The sequence below is a fragment of the Curtobacterium sp. MCPF17_018 genome, from assembly GCF_003234135.1.
Lineage (GTDB): Bacteria > Actinomycetota > Actinomycetes > Actinomycetales > Microbacteriaceae > Curtobacterium > Curtobacterium flaccumfaciens.
Genome location: NZ_QKSJ01000003.1, coordinates 77,191 through 98,120, shown reverse-complemented (window position 1 = coordinate 98,120; position 20,930 = coordinate 77,191). Strand labels below are relative to the sequence as shown.

General features: G+C 71.5%; 18 protein-coding genes. All 18 read left to right on the top strand.

The genetic code is table 11. The features are described from left to right. The first annotated feature begins 28 nt into the window (after positions 1 to 28). The 18 genes from alaS (at position 29) to rpoZ (ending at position 20,927) form a co-directional block, all read left to right on the top strand. Complete coding sequence (alaS, locus tag DEJ27_RS04885; RefSeq protein ID WP_110858981.1) at positions 29 to 2,686, top strand: alanine--tRNA ligase; 2,658 nt, start codon at positions 29 to 31, stop codon at positions 2,684 to 2,686. Positions 2,687 to 2,694: 8 nt separating this feature from the next. Continuing rightward, positions 2,695 to 3,138 carry a Holliday junction resolvase RuvX gene (gene ruvX / locus DEJ27_RS04880; protein WP_171907752.1) on the top strand — a complete coding sequence of 148 codons (444 nt, stop codon included), beginning with the start codon at positions 2,695 to 2,697 and terminating at the stop codon, positions 3,136 to 3,138. A 93-nt stretch (positions 3,139 to 3,231) separates the two neighbouring features. After that, positions 3,232 to 4,794: an endolytic transglycosylase MltG gene (gene mltG / locus DEJ27_RS04875; protein WP_258370293.1), complete on the top strand. Its 1,563-nt coding sequence runs from the start codon at positions 3,232 to 3,234 to the stop codon at positions 4,792 to 4,794. 43 nt (positions 4,795 to 4,837) lie between these two features. After that, complete coding sequence (gene aroC, locus DEJ27_RS04870; RefSeq protein WP_111090428.1) at positions 4,838 to 6,058, top strand: chorismate synthase; 1,221 nt, start codon at positions 4,838 to 4,840, stop codon at positions 6,056 to 6,058. Then, positions 6,055 to 6,717, top strand: coding sequence for a shikimate kinase (locus DEJ27_RS04865; protein ID WP_111090427.1), 663 nt, complete (start codon positions 6,055 to 6,057; stop codon positions 6,715 to 6,717). The genes aroC and DEJ27_RS04865 overlap by 4 nt, the downstream gene beginning before the upstream one ends. After that, on the top strand, positions 6,714 to 7,811 hold the full coding sequence (gene aroB / locus DEJ27_RS04860; RefSeq protein WP_110858978.1) for a 3-dehydroquinate synthase: 1,098 nt from the start codon (positions 6,714 to 6,716) through the stop codon (positions 7,809 to 7,811). Before DEJ27_RS04865 ends, aroB begins: the two co-directional genes overlap by 4 nt. A gap of 177 nt (positions 7,812 to 7,988) precedes the next feature. Continuing rightward, positions 7,989 to 9,680: an AarF/ABC1/UbiB kinase family protein gene (locus DEJ27_RS04855; RefSeq protein WP_111090426.1), complete on the top strand. Its 1,692-nt coding sequence runs from the start codon at positions 7,989 to 7,991 to the stop codon at positions 9,678 to 9,680. A 110-nt stretch (positions 9,681 to 9,790) separates the two neighbouring features. Further along, a complete protein-coding gene (gene efp, locus DEJ27_RS04850) occupies positions 9,791 to 10,354 on the top strand; it encodes an elongation factor P (protein ID WP_027465745.1) in 564 nt (187 codons plus the stop codon). Positions 10,355 to 10,365: 11 nt separating this feature from the next. Next, the gene (gene nusB, locus DEJ27_RS04845) at positions 10,366 to 10,818 is read left to right on the top strand and encodes a transcription antitermination factor NusB (RefSeq protein ID WP_027465744.1); all 453 of its coding nucleotides are present in this window, start codon (positions 10,366 to 10,368) and stop codon (positions 10,816 to 10,818) included. A gap of 24 nt (positions 10,819 to 10,842) precedes the next feature. Beyond that, on the top strand, positions 10,843 to 11,442 hold the full coding sequence (pyrR, locus tag DEJ27_RS04840) for a bifunctional pyr operon transcriptional regulator/uracil phosphoribosyltransferase PyrR (protein WP_017887177.1): 600 nt from the start codon (positions 10,843 to 10,845) through the stop codon (positions 11,440 to 11,442). After that, the gene (locus DEJ27_RS04835) at positions 11,442 to 12,416 is read left to right on the top strand and encodes an aspartate carbamoyltransferase catalytic subunit (RefSeq protein ID WP_111090425.1); all 975 of its coding nucleotides are present in this window, start codon (positions 11,442 to 11,444) and stop codon (positions 12,414 to 12,416) included. Before pyrR ends, DEJ27_RS04835 begins: the two co-directional genes overlap by 1 nt. Further along, positions 12,413 to 13,771, top strand: coding sequence for a dihydroorotase (locus DEJ27_RS04830; protein ID WP_111090424.1), 1,359 nt, complete (start codon positions 12,413 to 12,415; stop codon positions 13,769 to 13,771). The genes DEJ27_RS04835 and DEJ27_RS04830 overlap by 4 nt, the downstream gene beginning before the upstream one ends. Beyond that, positions 13,768 to 14,331 carry a hypothetical protein gene (locus DEJ27_RS04825; RefSeq protein ID WP_111090423.1) on the top strand — a complete coding sequence of 188 codons (564 nt, stop codon included), beginning with the start codon at positions 13,768 to 13,770 and terminating at the stop codon, positions 14,329 to 14,331. Before DEJ27_RS04830 ends, DEJ27_RS04825 begins: the two co-directional genes overlap by 4 nt. Beyond that, entirely contained in the window at positions 14,328 to 15,527 is a 1,200-nt protein-coding gene (gene carA / locus DEJ27_RS04820) for a glutamine-hydrolyzing carbamoyl-phosphate synthase small subunit (RefSeq protein WP_110858973.1), read from the top strand. The genes DEJ27_RS04825 and carA overlap by 4 nt, the downstream gene beginning before the upstream one ends. Continuing rightward, complete coding sequence (carB, locus tag DEJ27_RS04815) at positions 15,527 to 18,820, top strand: carbamoyl-phosphate synthase large subunit (RefSeq protein ID WP_110858972.1); 3,294 nt, start codon at positions 15,527 to 15,529, stop codon at positions 18,818 to 18,820. Before carA ends, carB begins: the two co-directional genes overlap by 1 nt. Before the next feature lie 11 nt (positions 18,821 to 18,831). Next, entirely contained in the window at positions 18,832 to 19,716 is an 885-nt protein-coding gene (pyrF, locus tag DEJ27_RS04810; RefSeq protein WP_258369791.1) for an orotidine-5'-phosphate decarboxylase, read from the top strand. Continuing rightward, positions 19,713 to 20,636, top strand: coding sequence for a guanylate kinase (gene gmk, locus DEJ27_RS04805; protein WP_258369790.1), 924 nt, complete (start codon positions 19,713 to 19,715; stop codon positions 20,634 to 20,636). Before pyrF ends, gmk begins: the two co-directional genes overlap by 4 nt. Before the next feature lie 27 nt (positions 20,637 to 20,663). Continuing rightward, positions 20,664 to 20,927, top strand: coding sequence for a DNA-directed RNA polymerase subunit omega (gene rpoZ, locus DEJ27_RS04800; RefSeq protein ID WP_017887186.1), 264 nt, complete (start codon positions 20,664 to 20,666; stop codon positions 20,925 to 20,927). The last annotated feature ends 3 nt before the right edge of the window (positions 20,928 to 20,930 follow it).

The window sequence follows — 20,930 nt, the reverse complement described above, 5'->3', positions numbered from 1 at the left end:
CACCCACGACCTGAACCCAGGAAGCACCATGCAGACCGCAGAGATCCGCCGCCGTTGGCTCCAGTACTTCGGTGACCGCGGCCACACCGTCGTCCCGTCCGCGTCCCTCGTCTCCGACGACCCGTCGCTCCTCTTCACGGTCGCCGGCATGGTGCCGTTCATCCCGTACCTGACGGGTCTCATCCCGGCGCCGTTCCCGCGGGCGACGAGCGTGCAGAAGTGCATCCGCACGAACGACATCGAAGAGGTCGGCAAGACCCCTCGCCACGGCACCTTCTTCCAGATGAACGGGAACTTCTCGTTCGGCGACTACTTCAAGGAGCAGGCGATCCAGTTCGCCTGGGAGTTCCTGACCAAGCCCGAGACCGACGGTGGGCTCGGCTTCTCACCCGACGACCTCTGGGTCACCGTCTACGAAGAGGACGACGAGGCGATCGGCTTCTGGAAGCAGCACTCCTCGCTGCCCGACGAGCGGATCCAGCGCCTCGGCAAGGACACCAACTACTGGTCGACCGGACAGCCCGGACCGGCGGGTCCCTGCTCGGAGATCTTCTTCGACCGTGGCCCCGAGTACGGCATCGACGGCGGCCCGGCGACGGACGACGACCGGTACGTCGAGATCTGGAACCTCGTCTTCATGCAGTACCAGATCGCCGACGTGCGGTCGAAGTACGACTTCGAGATCACCGGCGAGCTGCCGAACAAGAACATCGACACCGGCATGGGGCTCGAGCGCGTCGCCTTCATCAAGCAGGGCGTCGACAACATGTACGAGATCGACCAGGTGCGCCCGGTGCTCGACCGTGCGGCCGAGATCTCCGGCCGGCCCTACGGTGCCGTGCACGAGGACGACGTGCGGATGCGCGTCATCGCCGACCACGTCCGTTCCTCGCTGATGCTCATCGCCGACGGCGTGAGCCCGTCGAACGAGGGCCGCGGGTACATCCTCCGTCGGCTGCTCCGTCGCACCGTCCGCGCGATGCGCCTGCTCGGTGTCGAGGCCCCTACGTTCCCCGAGCTCTTCCCGGCGTCCCGCGACGCCATGCGCGACGCCTATCCCGAGGTGGCGTCCGACTACGACCGGATCTCCCGCATCGCCTACGCGGAAGAGGAGACCTTCCTCCGCACCCTGGCGCAGGGCACGACCATCCTGGACGTCGCGGTCGAGCGCGCGAAGCAGGACGGCGCCCCGTCGATCGGCGGCGACACGGCGTTCCTGCTGCACGACACGTTCGGGTTCCCCATCGACCTGACGATGGAGATGGCCGAGGAAGCCGGCGTGCACGTCGACCGCACGGCGTTCGAGACCCTGATGTCCGAGCAGCGTGCCCGGGCGAAGGCCGACGCGAAGAGCAAGAAGACCGCGATCGCCGACCTGAGCGTCTACAGCGCGTTCCGGGCGAAGGGTGAGACGACGTTCCTCGGCTACGACGCGCTCGAGGCCGAGACGCGCGTGCTCGGCATCATCGTCGGCGGCGTGAGCGTCGACCGTGCGGTCGCTGGTGACATCGCCGAGGTCATCCTCGGCGAGACCTCCCTGTACGCCGAGTCGGGTGGCCAGGACGCCGACCAGGGCTCGATCGTCGGCAACGGGTTCGACCTCGAGGTCCTCGACGTCCAGCGACCGGTCTCCGGGCTGTGGAGCCACACCGTGCAGGTCCGCTCCGGCGAGGTCGGTGTCGGCGACGCCGCGAGCACCGTCGTCGACGCGGAGTACCGCCGCGGTGCGACCCAGGCGCACTCCGCGACACACCTGGTCAACGCGGCCCTCCGCGACATCCTCGGCCCGGAGGCGCTGCAGGCCGGTTCGTACAACAAGTCCGGCTACATGCGCCTCGACTTCTCGTGGTCCCAGCCGGTCTCGCTCGAGACCCGCTCCGAGATCGAGGAGGTCGTGAACACCGCGATCCGCACCGACCTCGAGGTCTCCACGCGCATCCTGCCCATCGACGAGGCGAAGGCCCTCGGGGCGCAGGCCCTGTTCGGTGAGAAGTACGGCGCCGAGGTCCGCATGGTCGACATCGGCGGCCCGTGGTCCCGCGAGCTCTGCGGTGGCACGCACGTCGCCTCGAGCGCGCAGATCGGGCTCGTCAACCTGGTGGGGGAGTCGAGCGTCGGTTCGACGAACCGCCGCGTCGAGGCACTGGTCGGCCTCGAGGGGTTCCGCGACCTCGCCGTCGAGCGCACGATCGTGTCGCAGCTCTCCAGCGCGCTCAAGGCACCCCGTGCCGACCTGCCAGCCCGGGTCCAGAACCTGATGGAGGACCTCCGGTCCGCCCAGAAGAAGCTCGCCGAGTACGAGTCGGCGAACCTGCAGCAGCGCGTGCCCGCCATCGCCCGCAACGCCACGACCGTCGGCGCCACCACCGTGGTCGCCGAGACGGTCGACGGCCTGCAGTCCGGCGACGACCTGCGCTCGCTCGCCACCGGCGTGCGCGGCCAGCTCGGTGACGGCGCGGCCGTCGTCGTGCTCGGGGCGGTCGTCGGCGGCAAGCCGATCGTGATCGTCGCGACCAACGACGCCGCTCGTGCTGCGGGCGTGCAGGCGGGCCCCCTCGCGAAGGAGGCCGCCGGCGTGCTCGGTGGCGGTGGCGGCGGCAAGCCGGACCTGGCGCAGGGCGGCGGGACCGACGCGGCCGCGCTCCCCGCGGCGCTGCGTGCCGTGACCGCACGGCTCGCGGGCTGACCGTGGGCATCCGGTCCGGGCGGCGGCTCGGCGTGGACGTCGGGCGCGCCCGGATCGGGGTCGCCGTGTGCGACCGCGACGGTCTGCTGGCGACGCCGGTCGAGACCGTCCGTCGTGACGACTCGAAGGACCTCCGGCGGATCCTCGAGCTCGCGGACGAGTACGACGTGCTCGAGGTCGTCGTCGGGCTGCCCCTGTCGATGTCGGGTGGGGACACGGCCTCGACCGAGGACGCCCGCGTCTTCGCCGCCCGGATCGCGGCGCGTCGGCCGGTGCGCCTGGTCGACGAACGACTGTCGACCGTGACGGCCCAGCGGGGGCTGCACCAGGCCGGCAAGAACACGAAGAAGTCCCGGGCCGTGATCGACCAAGCAGCCGCTGTTATCATTCTGCAACACGCGCTCGACCACGAGCGCAGTGCCGGTGCCCCTCCGGGCACCACGCTTCCCTGACAGGGCTGCCCGGTACCGCACATGGGTGCTCTCGTCGTCAGCTGCGAGGACGACGGTGCCCAGGTGGAGTTCCCGACCGAGAGACCGAGGACGTTGGCAGACGATCTGGACTGGAACGCGATCATCGCGCCCGGCAACGACGCCGAGCGGCGGAAGGCGACTTCCGACCGCACGACAGGCACCGATGACCGCGACGACGCTGGTCAGGTGACCCCACCCCCGGCGCCTCCGATGTCCCGACGCGAAGCCCGTGCCCTCGAGGCCGAACGAGCCCGTGTCGCAGCGATCGACGAGCCACCGGTCCCCGAACGGACCACCGATGCGTCGGCAGCCGCACACGACGAACGCCCTGCGGCCCCCGCAGACGCGCCGATCGCCACCCGTCCCGAAGACCTGCACCCCGAGGTCGCCGCACTGCTGACCGGCGAGCTGCCGACCGAGCCCGCGGCGACCGCTGCGGGCGGCGGATCCGGGGTCGACGGGACGGACGACGGTGACGTGACCGGCGGCGGTGGCGCCGCGGGAGGCGGCGGCCGCGGAGGACGAGGCGGGGGAGGACGCGCCTCCAGGCCGCCCCGTGAGCCACGGCCGAAGCGCCGACGCGGACCGCTCATCGCGGGGCTCGTCATCGTCGCGGTCGTGCTCGCCGCCGGCGTCGGGGCGTACACCTTCGCCGCCCCCAAGATCCAGCAGCTCATCGCGGCGATCAGCGGCGCGCAGGAGCCCGACGACTACACGGGCGACGGCACCTCGAAGGTGACCATCACCATCAAGCAAGGCGACATCGGCGAGAACGTCGCCGCGACGTTGCAGCGCAGCGGCGTCGTCAAGGACTCGAAGGTGTTCTACAAGCTCCTGCTGGCCTCGCCGGACGTGCAGTTCCAGCCCGGTTCGTACGCGCTGAAGAAGCAGATGAGCTCGAAGTCCGCGCTCGCGGCACTGCAGGACACGAAGAACCGCGTGCAGGCGTCGATCATCATCCCGGAGGGCACCGCTCTCGCCGACATCGAGGCCGGGATGGTCTCGAAGGCCGGCCTGACCGCGAAGGAGGTCGACGCGGCCGCGAAGGACCTGTCGGCCTACGACCTGCCGTCCGGCGTCACGACGCTCGAGGGCTGGCTCTTCCCCGCGACCTACCCGATCAACCCGGGCTGGACCGCCGAGCAGTACTTCAAGTCGATGGTCGACACCATGAAGGAGCACCTGTCCGCCGCCGGCGTCAAGGAAGCCGACCAGGAGCGCACCATCGTCTTCGCGTCGCTGGTGCAGAAGGAAGCCGGCCTCGCGGCCGACTACCCCAAGGTCGCGCGGGTGTTCCAGAACCGCCTCGACCAGGGCATGCGCCTGCAGTCCGACGCCACCGTCGCCTACGGCACGGGCAACACGCACACCGTGACGACGACCGACGCCGAACGGGCCGACGAGTCGAACGCGTACAACACCTACGTGCACGAGGGGCTGCCGCCGGCACCGATCTCCAACCCCGGGGACATCGCGATCAAGGCCGTGACGAACGAGGCCCCGGGCAAGTGGCTGTACTTCGTGACGGTGAACCTGGAGACCGGCGAGACGGTGTTCTCGAACACCTACAACGAGCACCTCGTCGCGGTGAAGCAGTTCCAGGCATGGCTGCGGGCGCACCCCGACTACCAGTAGGACGGCGACGTCGCACGGCGGTGCGCTGTGGGAGGATTGCGGCATGCTTCGTTGGTTGACTGCTGGTGAGTCCCACGGACCCGAACTGATCGCCATGCTCGAGGGCCTGCCCGCGGGAGTCCCGGTGTCGTTCGAGTCCATCCGTGCCGATCTCGCGCGCCGCAAGCTCGGCTACGGCCGTGGCTCGCGGATGAAGTTCGAGCAGGACGAGCTGCACGTGTCCGGCGGCGTCCGGCACGGCTACTCGCTCGGCAGCCCCATCGCGATCCGCATCGGCAACACCGAGTGGCCGAAGTGGGTCGAGGTCATGAACCCCGAACCGATCGAGTCCACCGAGATGTCCCGCGGTCGGAGCGCCCCGCTGACCCGACCGCGTCCGGGTCACGCCGACCTGGTCGGCATGCAGAAGTACGGCTTCGACGAGGCCCGCCCGATCCTGGAGCGTGCAAGCGCCCGCGAGACCGCTGCCCGGGTGGCGCTCGGCGCCGTCGCGAAGTCGTTCCTGGCCGAACTCGGCATCCGCTCGGTGGCGCACACGCTGCAGGTCGGGACCGTCCGGGTCCCGGACGGCACGCGCCTGCCGCTGCCCGACGACGTGGACCGCCTCGACGAGGACCAGCTGCGCTGCTTCGACGCCGAGACCTCCGCACGGATGGTCACCGAGGTAGAGGCCGCGAAGAAGGACGGCGACACCCTCGGCGGCGTCGTCGAGGTGCTGTTCTACGGCGTCCCGCCGGGCCTCGGCTCGCACGTGCACTGGGATCGCCGGCTCGATGCCCGCCTCGCCGCGGCGATCATGGGGATCCAGGCCATCAAGGGCGTCGAGGTCGGCGACGGCTTCGCGACCGCCGGGCGCCGGGGCTCCGCCGCCCACGACGAGCTGTACCGCGAGGACGGCGAGATCTACCGCACGAGCGACCGCGCCGGTGGGACCGAGGGCGGGATGTCCACGGGCACCGTGCTGCGGGTCCGCGCCGGCATGAAGCCGATCGCGACCGTCCCGCACGCCCTGCACACGGTGGACGTCGTCTCCGGTGAGGACGCCTCCGCGCACCACCAGCGCTCGGACGTCTGCGCCGTGCCCGCGGCGGGTGTCGTCGCCGAGGCGATGGTGGCCCTGGTGCTCGCCGACGCGGTGCTCGAGAAGTTCGGCGGCGACAACGTCGTCGAGACGAAGCGCAACCTCGACGCCTACCTCGCCGCGATCCCGGAGACCCTGCGGACGCGCCGGACCGAGCCGTCGGCGACCTCGACCGACCTGTGAGCACCGACGTCGGACGCGCCGACGCGCCCGTGGTCGTCATCGGCCCGATGGGCGCCGGCAAGTCGAGCGTCGGCAAGCGGGTCGCGAAGGCGCTCGGCGTCCCGTTCACGGACACCGACCGGGTCATCGTGCGCGAGCACGGGCCGATCCCCGGGATCTTCGCCGACCGCGGTGAGCCGGCGTTCCGCGCGCTCGAAGCCGAGGCCGTCCGGGGAGCGCTCGCCATCGGCGGCGTGATCGCCGTGGGCGGGGGAGCCGTCACCCACGCGGACACCCGGCAGGCCCTGAGCGGGGCGCGCATCGTCCTGCTCACCGTGTCGCCCGAGGCCGTCGCCGACCGCATCGCCGGGTCCGACCGGCCGCTGCTGGCGAACGGCGGGATCGACGCCTGGCAGACGATCATGGACGAGCGGGCCGCCACTTACGCCGAGCTCGCGCACGTGGTGGTCGACACGTCTCGCCGGCCGATGTCCCGGGTGGTCGACGAGGTCGTCACGTGGCTGCGCAGCGACGCCGGCACCACCGATCGCAGCGGCACCGCCAGCGCGCCCGGCAGCACCACCACCGCGCCCGGCAGCACCACCACCGCGCCCGGCAGCACCACCACCGCGCCCGGCAGCACGACCAGCAGCACCACCAGCACCGAAGGAGCACCGTGACCGAGTCGACCCTGCCCGCCGGGACCACCGAGATCCGGGTCGGCGGTGACGACGGCTACACGGTGGCCGTCGGCACGGACCTGCTCGGCGCCCTGCCCTCGATCCTGGGCCCGCGCGTCGCCAAGGTCCTCATCGTGCACTCGCCGACGCTCGGTGCCCGGGCGAACGAGCTCCGTGCGCTGCTGGTCGAGGCCGGGCTCGAAGCCCTGATCGCCGAGGTCCCCGACGCCGAGGGCGCCAAGCGCGTCGAGGTCGCGGCGTTCTGCTGGCAGATCATGGGGCAGGCCGACTTCACCCGCACCGACGCGGTCATCGGCCTCGGTGGCGGTGCCGTCACCGACCTGGCCGGCTTCGTCGCCGCGACCTGGCTGCGCGGTGTGCCGTACGTGGCCGTCCCGACCAGCGTGCTCGGCATGGTGGACGCCAGCGTCGGCGGGAAGACGGGCATCAACACGAACGAGGGCAAGAACCTGGTCGGCGCCTTCTCCGCCCCGCGTGCCGTCGTCGTGGACCTCGACCTCGCCCGCACGCTGCCGCGCAACGAGATCCTGACGGGCTTCGCGGAGATCGTGAAGGCCGGGTTCATCGCCGTACCCGAGATCCTGGACATCGTCGAGGCCGACGTCGACCGGGTGACCGACCCGACGACGCCGGAGTTCCGGCGGGTCGTCGAGCTCGCCATCGCGCTCAAGGCCGAGGTCGTCTCGGACGACTTCACCGAGCAGGGCCGACGCGAGATCCTGAACTACGGGCACACCCTCGGGCACGCGATCGAGCACGCCGAGCGGTACCAGTGGCGCCACGGGGCAGCGGTGTCGGTCGGCATGGTGTTCGCCGCCGAGCTCGCCCGACTCACGGGCCACCTGGACGACGCGACGGTCGACCGGCACCGGACGATCCTCGAGTCGCTCGACCTGCCGACCTCGTACGGCGTCGGGCGGTGGCAGGGGCTGCTCGCCACCATGCGCCGCGACAAGAAGGCCCGTGCCGGCATGCTGCGGTTCATCATCCTGGACGGCGTCGGCAAGCCCGTCGTGCTCGAGGGCCCCGAGGACCACCTGCTCTTCACCGCCTACCAGGAGGTCGGCGTCTAGCCACGCCGGTCAGCGCAGGACCCGTCGCGTCCGCTCCAGGACCGAGCCCCGCGCCGGGCCCGCGCCGACCTGTGGAAGCCGCGCCGGGCCTCCAGGCTGTGGAGGAGGACGGGGCGACGCGACGGACCGGGCCACCCGCACGCTGCGGACCCAGCGCCGGGGAGCAGACTGGCGGGCGTGCCCACCCCACCCCGACTGAGCGACCTCTCCGGCCCGCGCGATGCCGACACCGGCACCCTGCGCTCCCGTGGTCGACGCTTCACCGAACTCCTCTCGATCGCCCGCCGCCACCACCTGGTGCCGTTCCGTCGTCTCGACTTCTCGCACGACCCGGCCACGTCGGACCTGCGTCGCGACCAGGCCGAGCACCTGCGCCGGGCGCTCGAGGAAGCCGGTGGCGGGTTCGTGAAGATGGGCCAGCTGCTCTCCACCCGCGACGACCTGCTGCCCGAGGAGTGGACCGAGGGACTCGCCCACCTGCAGCGGAACGTCACGGCGGCGCCGGCGGACGAGGTCCGTGCGCTCCTCGAGCAGGAGCTCGGTGCCCCGGTCGACCAGGTCTTCGCGACCTTCGACCAGGTGCCCGTCGCAGCGGCGTCCATCGCGCAGGTGCACCGCGCCCGGCTGCCCGACGGCACCGCGGTCGCCGTCAAGGTGCAGCGGCCGGGGATCGACGCCGCGGTGCGCCGCGACGTCGACATCGCGCTGCGGGTCGTCCGGTTCATGGCCCGGTGGTCGACCGAGGCGCGACAGGTCGGCGTGCAGGACATCGCGGGCCAGTACGCGGACGACCTGATCCGGCAGGTCGACTTCGTCTCGGAGCTCCGGAACCTCACGGCGCTGCGTGCTGCCCAGGCCCGCAGCGCGCGTCCGGACGAGGTCCGGTTCCCGGACCCCTACCCGGACCTGTCCGGCCGGCGTGTGCTCGTGATGGAGTTCCTGGAGGGCGACACGCTCAGCGCGATCCGCGCCGAGCGTTCCGAGCGCGACCTCGACGCGCCGATGCGCGCGATCCTCCGCGCCTTCCTGCGCCAGGTCGTCTTCGACGGCCTGTACCACGCGGACCTGCACCCGGGGAACGTCCTGGTGCTGCCCGACGGGCGGCCCGCGTTGATCGACTTCGGATCGGTCGGGAGGCTCGACCCGGGTCTCCGGGACACGGTCCAGGACCTGTTGGCCGCCTACCTGCAGGACGACACGTCGCGGATCGCCGATGCGGTCCTGCGGATGGCGCCCGTGCGCGATGCGCACGACGAGCCCGACTTCCGTCGGGACATCGCCCGCTTCGTCGCGGACGAGCTCGGCCCGGGTGCGCGCATCGGTGTCGACACCGTGGACGACGCGGTCGAGGTCTTCGGGCGGTACCGGTTGAAGCCGCCGCCGGACTTCGTCGCCGCGGCTCGTGCCCTGGCCATCTTCGAGGGCACGCTCCGCACGCTCGCACCGTCGTTCGACCTCCTCGAGGAGTCCCGCGGACTCGCCCGGGAGCAGATCACCGACCAGCTCCGGCCCGGCAAGCTCCGGGACCTCGCGGCGAAGGAGCTGCTCGGCGTCGTGTCGGCTGCCCGCCGCCTGCCCCGCCGGGTGGACCGCATCGGCGAGGCGATCGAGACCGGCCGCTTCACGGTGAACATCCGGCTCTTCGCGGACAGCCGCGACCGGCGGCTCGTGTCCGGCATGATCCGGCGCATCCTGCTCGTGCTGCTCGGCGCGGGGGCGGGGATCCTGGCGATCGTCTACCTGTCGTTGCCGGCGCGACCGACGGCGGCCCTGTCCACCGGGGTCGCGGGCGGGTTGCTCGGGGGAGCGGCGGTGGTGCTGCTCGGCTGGGCGGCGATCGACGCCTGGCTCGCCCGACGGCGACGCTGACCGCGGCGCGCACGGCTCCGGCCGCCGGGCGGGCGTCCGCTACACTCGTCCGGGGCCGTCCGCGGCCCGAGGACACTTCACAACACGACCGAACGGGACACCGACGACTCATGGCCAGTACCACAGACATCAAGAACGGCGCCGTTCTCATCATCGACGGCCAGCTGTGGTCGGTCGTCGAGTTCCAGCACGTCAAGCCGGGCAAGGGCGGCGCGTTCGTCCGCACGAAGCTCAAGAACGTCGTCTCCGGCAAGGTCGTCGACCGCACGTTCAACGCCGGCGCGAAGATCGACACCGCGACCGTCGACCGTCGTGACTACCAGTTCCTCTACGAGGACGGCGACTCCTACGTGTTCATGGACACCGACACGTACGACCAGATCCCGGTCTCCGCGACCGTGGTCGGCGACGCCAAGAACTACCTGCTCGAGTCCGCGATGGTCACCATCGCGATGAACGAGGGCAACCCGCTGTACGTCGAGCTCCCGACGTCGATCGTCACCGAGGTCGAGACCGAGCCCGGTCTGCAGGGCGACCGTTCCTCCGGCGGCACCAAGGACGCGACCATCATCGCGACCGGCCACCGCATCCAGGTCCCGCTGTACCTGGAGAGCGGCACCCTGGTGAAGATCGACACGCGCGACGGCAGCTTCCTCGGCCGCGTCAACTCCTAGGCGCTGACCGTATGAGTGCTCGTTCGAAGGCCCGCAAGCGCGCCCTCGACATGCTGTACGTGGCCGAGGTGCGCGAGCTGCCGATCGCGGACGTGCTCGCCACCGAGACGGTCCGGCACCTGGACCAGCCGGAGCGTGCCTCCAGCTGGGACTACGCCCGTCAGATCGTCACCGGTGTCGACGACGCTCGTCACGAGATCGACTCCGTCATCGTCGACCACGCCCAGGGCTGGTCGATCGCCCGGATGCCGGTCCTCGACCGCTGCATCCTGCGGATGGCCGTGTGGGAGCTCCGGTTCAACCCGGAGGTGCCCGACGCCGTCGCCATCGCCGAGGCGGTCGAGCTCGCGCAGTCGCTGTCCACCGAGGACTCGGCGGGCTTCGTCAACGGCGTGCTCGGGGCGGTCGCCGGCGGTCGCGCACCGTCCGGTCGGACGGTCGCAGGAGACCAGGAGTCCCGGTAGGGTTGACCACGTCAGCATCCTTTAATGCCGTCCAGTGAGGCGGGGAAGGGGGTCGACGTGGGAACCAGAACGGTCCTGCAACAGCCCGACATCACGCGTGCCCTGACACGCATCGCGCACGAGATCCTCGAAGCCAACCACGGGGGCTCGGATCTCGTGCTCCTCGGCATCCCGACCCGCGGTGCCGTCCTGGCGGAACGCCTCGGCCGGATCCTGGCAGGCATCGAGCCGGAGTGGTCCTCGGCCGCCGGCGGCATCGGGACGGAGCGTGTCGGCACGCTCGACGTCACCATGCACCGGGACGACCTCGGCCACGGCATCGGTCGCGCGCCGCACCGGACGGTCATCCCCGCCGGCGGCATCGACGGCAAGGTCGTCGTGCTCGTCGACGACGTGCTCTACTCCGGCCGCACCGTCCGCGCCGCGCTCGACGCGCTGCAGGGCATCGGGCGGCCGCGCGCCGTCCGGCTCGCCGTGCTCGTCGACCGCGGCCACCGCGAGCTGCCGATCCGTGCGGACCACGTGGGCAAGAACCTGCCGACCGCGTCCGACGAGCGGGTCACGCTGCACCTGGCCGAGACCGACGGCGACGACACCGTGTTCATCGAGCAGGGGGTGGCGTGATGCGGCACCTGCTCTCGACCGCCGACCTGTCCCGCGACCAGGCCGTCCACATCCTCGACGTCGCCGAGGAGATGGCCGAGGTCAACACGCGCGAGGTCCGGAAGCTCCCGGCCCTGCGCGGCAAGACCGTGGTGAACCTGTTCTTCGAGGACTCCACGCGCACGCGCATCTCGTTCGAGGCCGCCGCGAAGCGCCTGTCCGCCGACGTCCTGAACTTCGCCGCGAAGGGCTCGAGCGTCTCGAAGGGTGAATCCCTGAAGGACACCGTGCAGACCCTCGGCGCGATGGGCATCGACGGCATCGTCATGCGCCACGGTGCATCGGGCGCCCCGCGGGTGCTGGCCGACGCCGACTGGATCGACGTGCCGGTGGTCAACGCCGGTGACGGGACCCACGAGCACCCGACGCAGGCGCTGCTCGACGCCTTCACCATGCGCCGCCGCCTGCACGGCGCCGGTTCGCGTGGCCAGGGCCTCGACGGCGTGCGCGTCCTGATCATCGGCGACGTGCTGCACAGCCGGGTAGCCCGGTCGAACGCGTGGCTGCTCCGCACCCTCGGGGCGAGCGTGACCTTCGCCGCGCCGCCGACGCTGCTGCCCGCCACCCCGTCCCCGTTCGGCGCCGCGGTGCACCACGACCTCGACACCGCCCTGGCCGAGGACCCGGACGTCGTCATGACGCTCCGCATCCAGCAGGAACGCATGAACGACGCCTTCTTCCCGAACCCGCGCGAGTACACGCGGCACTGGGGCCTGACGGCGGCGCGCTTCGGGCGACTGTCCGAGCGCACGCTGATCATGCACCCCGGTCCGATGAACCGCGGTCTCGAGATCGCCGGCGTCGCCGCCGACGACCCCCGCTCGACCGTCGTCGAGCAGGTCGAGAACGGCGTCTCGGTCCGGATGGCCGTCCTCTACCTCGCCCTGACGGGCAGTGCCGGCAACGGCACCGATGCGAAGGAGTCCGCCGCATGACCGCTCACCTGATCCGTGGCGCGCAGCTGGTCGACGGCTCGCGTGCCGACATCCGCCTGCAGGACGGGCGAATCACCGCGGTCGGGTCCGGTCTCGACACGGCCGGCGCCACCACCGTGGACGCGGACGGCCTCATCGCCCTGCCCGGTCTCGTGGACCTCCACACGCACCTGCGCGAGCCCGGTCACGAGGAGTCCGAGACGGTCCTCACCGGCTCGCGTGCCGCGGCTGCCGGCGGGTTCACCGCCGTCAACGCCATGGCGAACTCGAGCCCCGTCGCGGACACCGCCGGGGTCGTCGAGCAGGTCCAGGCGCTCGGTGACGACGCCGGCTACGTGACGGTCCGCCCGATCGGCGCCGTGTCACAGGGGCTGCAGGGCACCCACCTGTCCGAGATCGGCGCGATGGCGACGTCCCGGGCGAAGGTCCGGGTCTTCTCGGACGACGGCTCCTGCGTGGCCGACCCGCTGCTCATGCGTCGCGCACTCGAGTACATCAAGGGCTTCGGCGGGGTGCTCGCGCAGCACGCCCAGGAGCCCCGGCTGACCATCGGCGCGCAGATGAACGAGGGCCGACTGTCCTCGGAACTCGGCCTCGCCGGCTGGCCCGCCGTCGCGGAAGAGGCGATCATCGCCCGCGACGTCCTGCTCGCCGACCACGTCGGAGCACGCCTGCACGTCTGCCACGTCTCGACGGCCGGCAGCGTCGAGGTGATCCGGTGGGCCAAGTCCCGCGGCATCGACGTCACGGCCGAGGTCACGCCGCACCACCTGGTGCTCACCGAGGACCTCATCGCCGGCCACGACGGTGCCCCCGGGTACGACGCCCGCTACAAGGTGAACCCGCCGCTCCGCGCGCGCGAGGACGTCGAGGCACTCCGCGCTGCCCTGGCCGACGGCACCATCGACATCGTCGCGACCGACCACGCACCGCACACCGCCGAGGCGAAGTGCTGCGAGTGGCCCGCCGCCGCGAACGGCATGGTCGGCCTCGAATCCGCGCTGAGCGTGGTGCAGGCCGCGGTGGTCGACGACGGCCGGCTCGACTGGGCCGACGTCGCCCGGGTGCTGTCCGAGGCACCGGCGCGGATCGGCCAGGTCGAGGGGCACGGGCAGCGGATCGCCGAGGGCGCCCCCGCCGAGATCACCCTCTACGACCCGTCAGCCAGTCGCGAGTTCGCGGTCACCGACCTCGCCGGGCAGTCGCAGAACTCGCCGTACCTCGGCATGACGCTGCCGGGCCGGGTCGTCGCCACCTTCCACCAGGGGTACGCGACCGTGCTCGACGGCCGCGTCGTCGACGCGGAGACGACCGCGGCGCACGCCGCGACGCTGCGGACGGGGGCGCGCGCATGAGCGGCGACGCCCAGCGCTGGCTCCTCGGCGCGGTGATCCTGCTCGCGGTCGCCGCCCTGTTCGTCGCGATGGCGCGCACCTGGCGGACGCGGGCCAAGAAGCAGGCGGAAGCCGTGCCTCCGGTCCGGGTGCCCGCCGACCTGGCACCGGCGGTCGGGTCGTGGGACGGGTTCACCGTCGCGACGACCCGTGCCGACCAGCCGTTGGAACGCATCACCGCAGGCGGCCTCGGGTTCCGCGGCCGCGGCGGGGTGACGGTCCACGCGACCGGCGTGGTGATGCGCCTCGCCGGCACCGACGACCGCTGGATCGCGCGCGACGCGGTCCGCGGCGCCGACCGGTCCACGTGGGCGATCGACCGAGTGGTCGAACCCGGGGGACTGGTCCGTCTGCGATGGACGGCGACCGGCGCCGCAGGTGCGACGGACCTCGACACCTACTTCCGGTTCCCGGAGGGCGACGCAGCCGCGCTGCACGCCCTGCAGGGACTGACCGAGACCGGGCCGCAGGCGACTGCGGCCGATGCTCCGCGAACCGCGGGCGAAGGGAAGAAAGCATGACACGCGAACGGGCCGTCCTGGTCCTCGAAGACGGCACCCGGTACGACGGCTGGGCCTACGGCGCCCGTGGGCGCACGCTCGGTGAGGTGGTCTTCGCGACCGGCATGACCGGCTACCAGGAGACGCTGACCGACCCCTCCTACGCCGGACAGATCGTGGTGCAGACCGCGCCGCACATCGGCAACACGGGCGTGAACGACGAGGACCCCGAGTCCCGTCGCATCTGGGTCGCCGGGTACGTGGTGCGCGACCCCAGCCGCGTGGTGTCGAACCACCGCGCGAACGCCACGCTCGACGACCACCTGGTGCGCGACGGCATCGTCGGCATCGCAGGGCTCGACACCCGCGCACTCACCCGCCGCATCCGTGACGCCGGCGCCATGAAGGGCGGCGTCTTCAGCGGTGCGGACGCCGCACTGCCGGCGTCCGAGCAGGAGCAGCTCGTGCGCGACCAGGCCGGCATGGCCGGGGCGAGCTTCTCGTCGGTCGTGTCCACCCCGGAGACCTACGTCGTCCCCGCCGAGGGCGAGCAGATCGGCACCCTGGCCGTGCTCGACCTCGGCGTGAAGGCCTCGACCACCCGCTACCTCGCCGCCCGCGGCTTCGAGGTGCACGTGGTGCCGCAGGACATCTCCGCCGCCGAACTGTCGGCACTCGACCCGGACGCCCTGTTCTACTCGAACGGCCCCGGCGACCCCGCCGCGTCGGACGCACAGGTGGAACTGCTGCAGGACAGCCTGCGCACCGGCCGGCCGTTCTTCGGCATCTGCTTCGGCAACCAGCTGCTCGGCCGCGCGCTCGGCTTCGGCACCTACAAGCTGCCCTTCGGCCACCGCGGCATCAACCAGCCGGTGCTCGACACGACCACGGGCAAGGTCGAGATCACGAGCCAGAACCACGGCTTCGCGGTCGACGCGCCCCTCGGCGAGGTCCTCGAGTCGCCGGCCGGGTTCGGTCGGGTCGAGGTCTCGCACTACTCGCTGAACGACAACGTGGTCGAGGGCCTCCGCGCGCTCGACGTGCCGGCGTTCAGCGTGCAGTACCACCCCGAGGCCGCCGCCGGACCGCACGACAGCATGTACCTCTTCGACCGGTTCGCGGACATGGTGCGCGAGCGTCGCGACGGGGAGCCGCTCGACGCGGCCACCGCAGACGCCACGACCCCCGCAGCAGACATCACCAAGGAAGCGAACTGATGCCCAAGCGCGCAGACATCAACTCCGTCCTCGTCATCGGTTCCGGCCCGATCGTCATCGGTCAGGCCGCCGAGTTCGACTACTCCGGCACCCAGGCGTGCCGCGTCCTCCGCGCCGAGGGGGTCCGGGTCATCCTGGTCAACCCGAACCCGGCGACGATCATGACCGACCCCGACTTCGCCGACGCGACCTACATCGAGCCGATCACGAACGCGTCGCTCGAGGAGATCATCCGCATCGAGAAGCCGGACGCCGTCCTGCCGACCCTCGGCGGTCAGACGGCCCTGAACGCGGCCATCGCGCTCGACGAGGCCGGCATCCTCACCAAGCACGGTGTCGAGCTCATCGGTGCCAAGGTCGAGGCGATCCAGCGCGGCGAGGACCGCCAGCTCTTCAAGGAGCTCGTCCTCGAGTCCGGCGCCGACGTCGCCCGCAGCCACATCGCGCACACGCTCGAAGAAGCGAAGGAGTTCGCGAAGGACCTCGGGTACCCGCTGGTCGTCCGCCCGTCCTTCACCATGGGCGGCCTGGGCTCGGGGTTCGCCTACAACGAGGCAGAACTCGTCCGCTTCGTCGGCGACGGGCTGCAGTCCAGCCCGACGACCGAGGTCCTGCTCGAGGAGTCCATCCTCGGCTGGAAGGAGTACGAGCTCGAGCTGATGCGCGACAACTACGACAACACCGTCGTCATCTGCTCCATCGAGAACGTCGACCCGGTCGGTGTCCACACCGGTGACTCGATCACGGTCGCCCCCGCGCTGACCCTGACCGACCGCGAGTACCAGAACATGCGGAACATCGGCATCGACATCATCCGTCGCGTCGGTGTCGACACCGGCGGCTGCAACATCCAGTTCGCCGTCGACCCGTCCAACGGCCGCGTCATCGTCATCGAGATGAACCCGCGCGTGTCCCGCTCGTCGGCCCTCGCGTCGAAGGCCACGGGCTTCCCGATCGCCAAGATCGCCGCGAAGCTCGCCATCGGCTACCGGCTCGACGAGATCGAGAACGACATCACGAAGGTCACCCCGGCGAGCTTCGAGCCGACGCTCGACTACGTGGTCGTGAAGACCCCGCGGTTCGCGTTCGAGAAGTTCCCGGCCGCCGACGCCACCCTCACCACGACGATGAAGAGCGTCGGCGAGGCGATGGCCATCGGCCGGAACTACGCCACCGCACTGCAGAAGTCGCTGCGCTCGCTCGAGAAGCGCGGGTCGAGCTTCCACTGGGACACCCCGGCGGCCGAGCTCGACAAGGACGCCCTGCTGACGAAGTCGTCGATCCCGACCGACGGTCGCATCGTGACGGTCCAGCAGGCCCTGGTCGCGGGCGCCACCGCGGACGAGGTCTTCGAGGCCACGAAGATCGACCCCTGGTTCATCGACCAGATCGTGCTCATCAACGAGGTCGCGGACGAGGTCCGGGCCGCCGAGTCCCTCGACGCGGACACCCTGCGGTGGGCGAAGGAGCACGGCTTCAGCGACACCCAGATCGCGAGCCTGCGCAGCTCAGACGCGGCACCGGTCTCCGAGCAGCAGGTCCGTGACGAGCGGCACGCCCAGGGCATCCGGCCCGTCTTCAAGACGGTCGACACCTGCGCCGGTGAGTTCCCGGCCCTGACGCCGTACCACTACTCGTCCTACGACACCGAGACCGAGGTCGTCCCGAGCGACCGCAAGAAGGTCGTCATCCTCGGCTCCGGCCCGAACCGCATCGGGCAGGGCGTCGAGTTCGACTACTCCTGCGTGCACGCGTCCTTCGCGCTGAGCGCCGCCGGGTTCGAGACGATCATGATCAACTGCAACCCCGAGACCGTGTCGACCGACTACGACACCTCGGACCGCCTGTACTTCGAACCGCTGACCGCCGAGGACGTCCTCGAGGTCATCGAGGCCGAGGCGGCGTCCGGCGAGCTCGTCGGCGTCGTCGTGCAGCTCGGTGGCCAGACCGCCCTGGGCCTGGCGAAGCCGCTCGAGGCCGCGGGCATCCCGATCCTCGGCACCAGCCCGACCGCGATCGACTCCGCCGAGGAGCGCGGGCAGTTCTCCGCCATCCTCGACGCAGCCGGTCTGCTCGCACCGCGGAACGGCACGGCCCACGACCTGGCGAGCGCGACCACGGTGGCCGAGGAGATCGGGTACCCCGTCCTCGTCCGCCCGTCGTTCGTGCTCGGCGGCCGCGGCATGGAGATCCTGTACGACTCCCCGTCGCTGGCGGACTACTTCGACCGGATGGCCGACCAGGCGATCATCGGCCCGGAGCTCCCGCTGCTGGTGGACCGGTTCCTGGACGACGCCGTGGAGATCGACGTCGACGCGCTCTTCGACGGCGAGCGGCTCTACATCGGCGGCATCATGGAGCACCTCGAAGAGGCCGGCATCCACTCCGGCGACTCGGCGTGCACCCTGCCCCCGGTCGGCCTCGGCCGCGCGGAGATCCAGGGCGTGGTCGACGCGACCGAGAAGATCGCCCGCGGCATCGGCGTGCAGGGCCTGCTCAACGTGCAGTTCGCCATCGGCGCCGGCGTGCTCTACGTCCTCGAGGCGAACCCGCGCGCCAGCCGCACGGTGCCCTTCGTCTCGAAGGCGCTCGGCATCCCGCTGGCCAAGGCCGCGTCCCGCATCATGACCGGCACCACGGTCGCCGAGCTCGTCGCCGAGGGCATGCTGCCCGAGCGTGACGGTGCGTTCGTGCCCGCGCAGTCGCCGGTCGCCGTGAAGGAGGCCGTGCTGCCCTTCCGTCGCTTCCGCACCCGCGAGGGCCAGGTCGTCGACTCGGTGCTCAGCCCCGAGATGCGCTCCACCGGCGAGGTCATGGGCATCGACCGCGACTTCCCGCGGGCGTTCCTCAAGTCGCAGGACGCCGCGTACGGCGGCCTGCCGACCAGCGGCACGGTCTTCGTGAGCGTCGCCGACACCGACAAGCGCGCGATCGTGCTGCCGGTGCACCGCCTGCAGCAGCTCGGCTTCACGATCATCGCGACCGAGGGCACGGCGGAGATCCTCCGCCGCAACGGCATCGAGGTCGGGATCGTCGGCAAGTACAGCCAGGGCGGCGAGAGCGTCGTCGACCTGCTCGCCACGGGCGAGGTCGACATCGTCATCAACACGCCGTCCGGTGCCGCCGGTCGTGCGGACGGGTACGAGATCCGCGCGGCCACGGTGGCGGCGGACAAGCCGCTGTTCACGACGATCGCGCAGATCGGTGCGGCCGTCGCGGCGATCGAGACGATCGGTTCGCCGCTCAACGTCCGCAGCCTGCAGGACTACGCGCGCGAGCGCGCGACCTGGTGACGGCTGCCAGCGTGGGCACGACCCGGTCGGGAGGCCCGGCCTCCTTCGGCGTCCGCCTCGCGTCCGCCATGGGGGAGCGTTCACCGCTCTGCGTCGGGATCGACCCCCACGCCGCCACCCTGGCGGCGTGGGGGCTCGCCCGCGACGAGCAGGGCCTCACCGCCTTCGGCGCGACCATGGTCGACGCGGCCGCCGGCCGCGCTGCGATCGTGAAGCCGCAGGTGGCCTTCTTCGAGGCGGCGGGGGTGGCGGGCTACCGTGCGCTCGACGCGACGGTCCGCCGGGCACGCGATGCGGGCCTCCTGGTCGTCGCCGACGTGAAGCGGGGCGACATCGGGACCACCGGTGACGACTACGCGCTCGCGTGGCTCGACCGCGACGGGCCGTTCGCGGCCGACGCGATGACGGTGTCGCCGTACCTCGGGTACGGCTCGCTCCGGGGCACGGTCGACGTCGCGCGCCGGAACGGTGCGGGGGTCTTCGTGCTCGCGGCGACGAGCAACCCCGAGGCCCGGGTGCTGCAGACCGCGGTCGTCGCGGAGGGGCCGCGTACCGGCCGGACGGTCGCGGCCGGTATCGTCTTGGACGTGGCAGACGACAACCGGTCCGTGGGCGATCAGGCCCTCGGCGACGTCGGGCTCGTGCTCGGCGCGACCCTTCACCTCGACGACTTCGGCATCGACGCGGACGCGATCGGCTCCGCGCCGGTCCTCGCCCCGGGCTTCGGTGCCCAGGGTGCCCGCATCGAGGACCTCCGTGCGCTGTACGGCGCCCGTGCCGAGCAGGTGCTCGTGAGTGAGTCGCGCGGCCTGCTGACCGACGGTCCGGACGGCGTCGCGGCGCTCGTCACCGCCCGCGCCGACCGCATCCGCGCTGCACTGGCGGCGGCAGCGTGACCGACGACCACGAGGGCCTGCCCGCCCACCGCACCCCGCCAGAGGTCGACCGCGTCGCCGCGGCGAAGGCCGCCGTCGCCGCGCGACGCGCCCGGGCCGCGGTGAAGGCCGCGATCGCGTCGGGGGAACGCTCCGCGCTCGACGTCGCCCGTGCCGCGTGGGACGACTCGCTGGTCGAGACGACCTCGGCGGAACGCTCGCTGCGGGTCCGTGACCTGCTGGTGAGCCTGCCGGGCATCGGCCCCGCGCGTGCGGAGGCGATCATGGGGTCCCTGCGGATCGCGCCGTCGAAGCGCCTCGGTGGCCTGGGGACCCGGCAGCGCGCCGCCCTGGCCGACTGGCTCGCCGCCCGCGGTCGCAAGCGTGGTGCCTCGAAGCTCGTCGTGCTCGCCGGACCCACCGCGGTCGGCAAGGGCACGGTCAGCGCCCACATCCGCGAGCAGTACCCGGACGTCAACCTCAGCGTCTCCGCCACCACCCGGAAGCCGCGCCCCGGCGAGGTCGACGGCGTGCACTACTACTTCGTGGACGACGACGAGTTCGACCGCATGATCCGCGATCGCGAGCTGCTCGAGTGGGCGACCGTCCACAACTCGTACCGCTACGGCACCCCGCGCCCGCCGATCGACCGGGCGCTCGACGCCGGCGAGAAGGTCATGCTCGAGATCGACCTGCAGGGCGCCCGGCAGGTCCGCGACGCCATGCCCGAGGCGGTGCTCGTGTTCCTGCTGCCCCCGACGTGGGAGGAACTGGTGCGCCGGCTCATCGGCCGCGGTACGGAATCCGCGGAGGAACAGGCGCGTCGCCTCGAGACCGCGAAGGTCGAGCTGGCTGCCCAGGACGAGTTCGACGTGCGGATCGTGAACTCCGATGTCGGCACCGCGGCACGTGAGGTCGTAGACTTGTTCTCTGCGCCCTGACGGGTGCACTGACTTCGAGGAGACACCATGGCCAACCCCCAGGGCATCATCGACCCGCCCATCGACGACCTGCTCAGCAAGGTCGAGTCGAAGTACGCGCTCGTCATCTTCGCGTCCAAGCGCGCCCGCCAGATCAACGACTACTACGCCGACCTGCACGAGGGCTCGCTCTTCGACAACGTCGGACCGCTCGTCGACTCGACGATCGACGACAAGCCGCTGTCCGTCGCGCTCCACGAGATCAACGAGGACAAGCTCACCGTCACCAAGCAGCAGCAGCCCACCGACTGATCC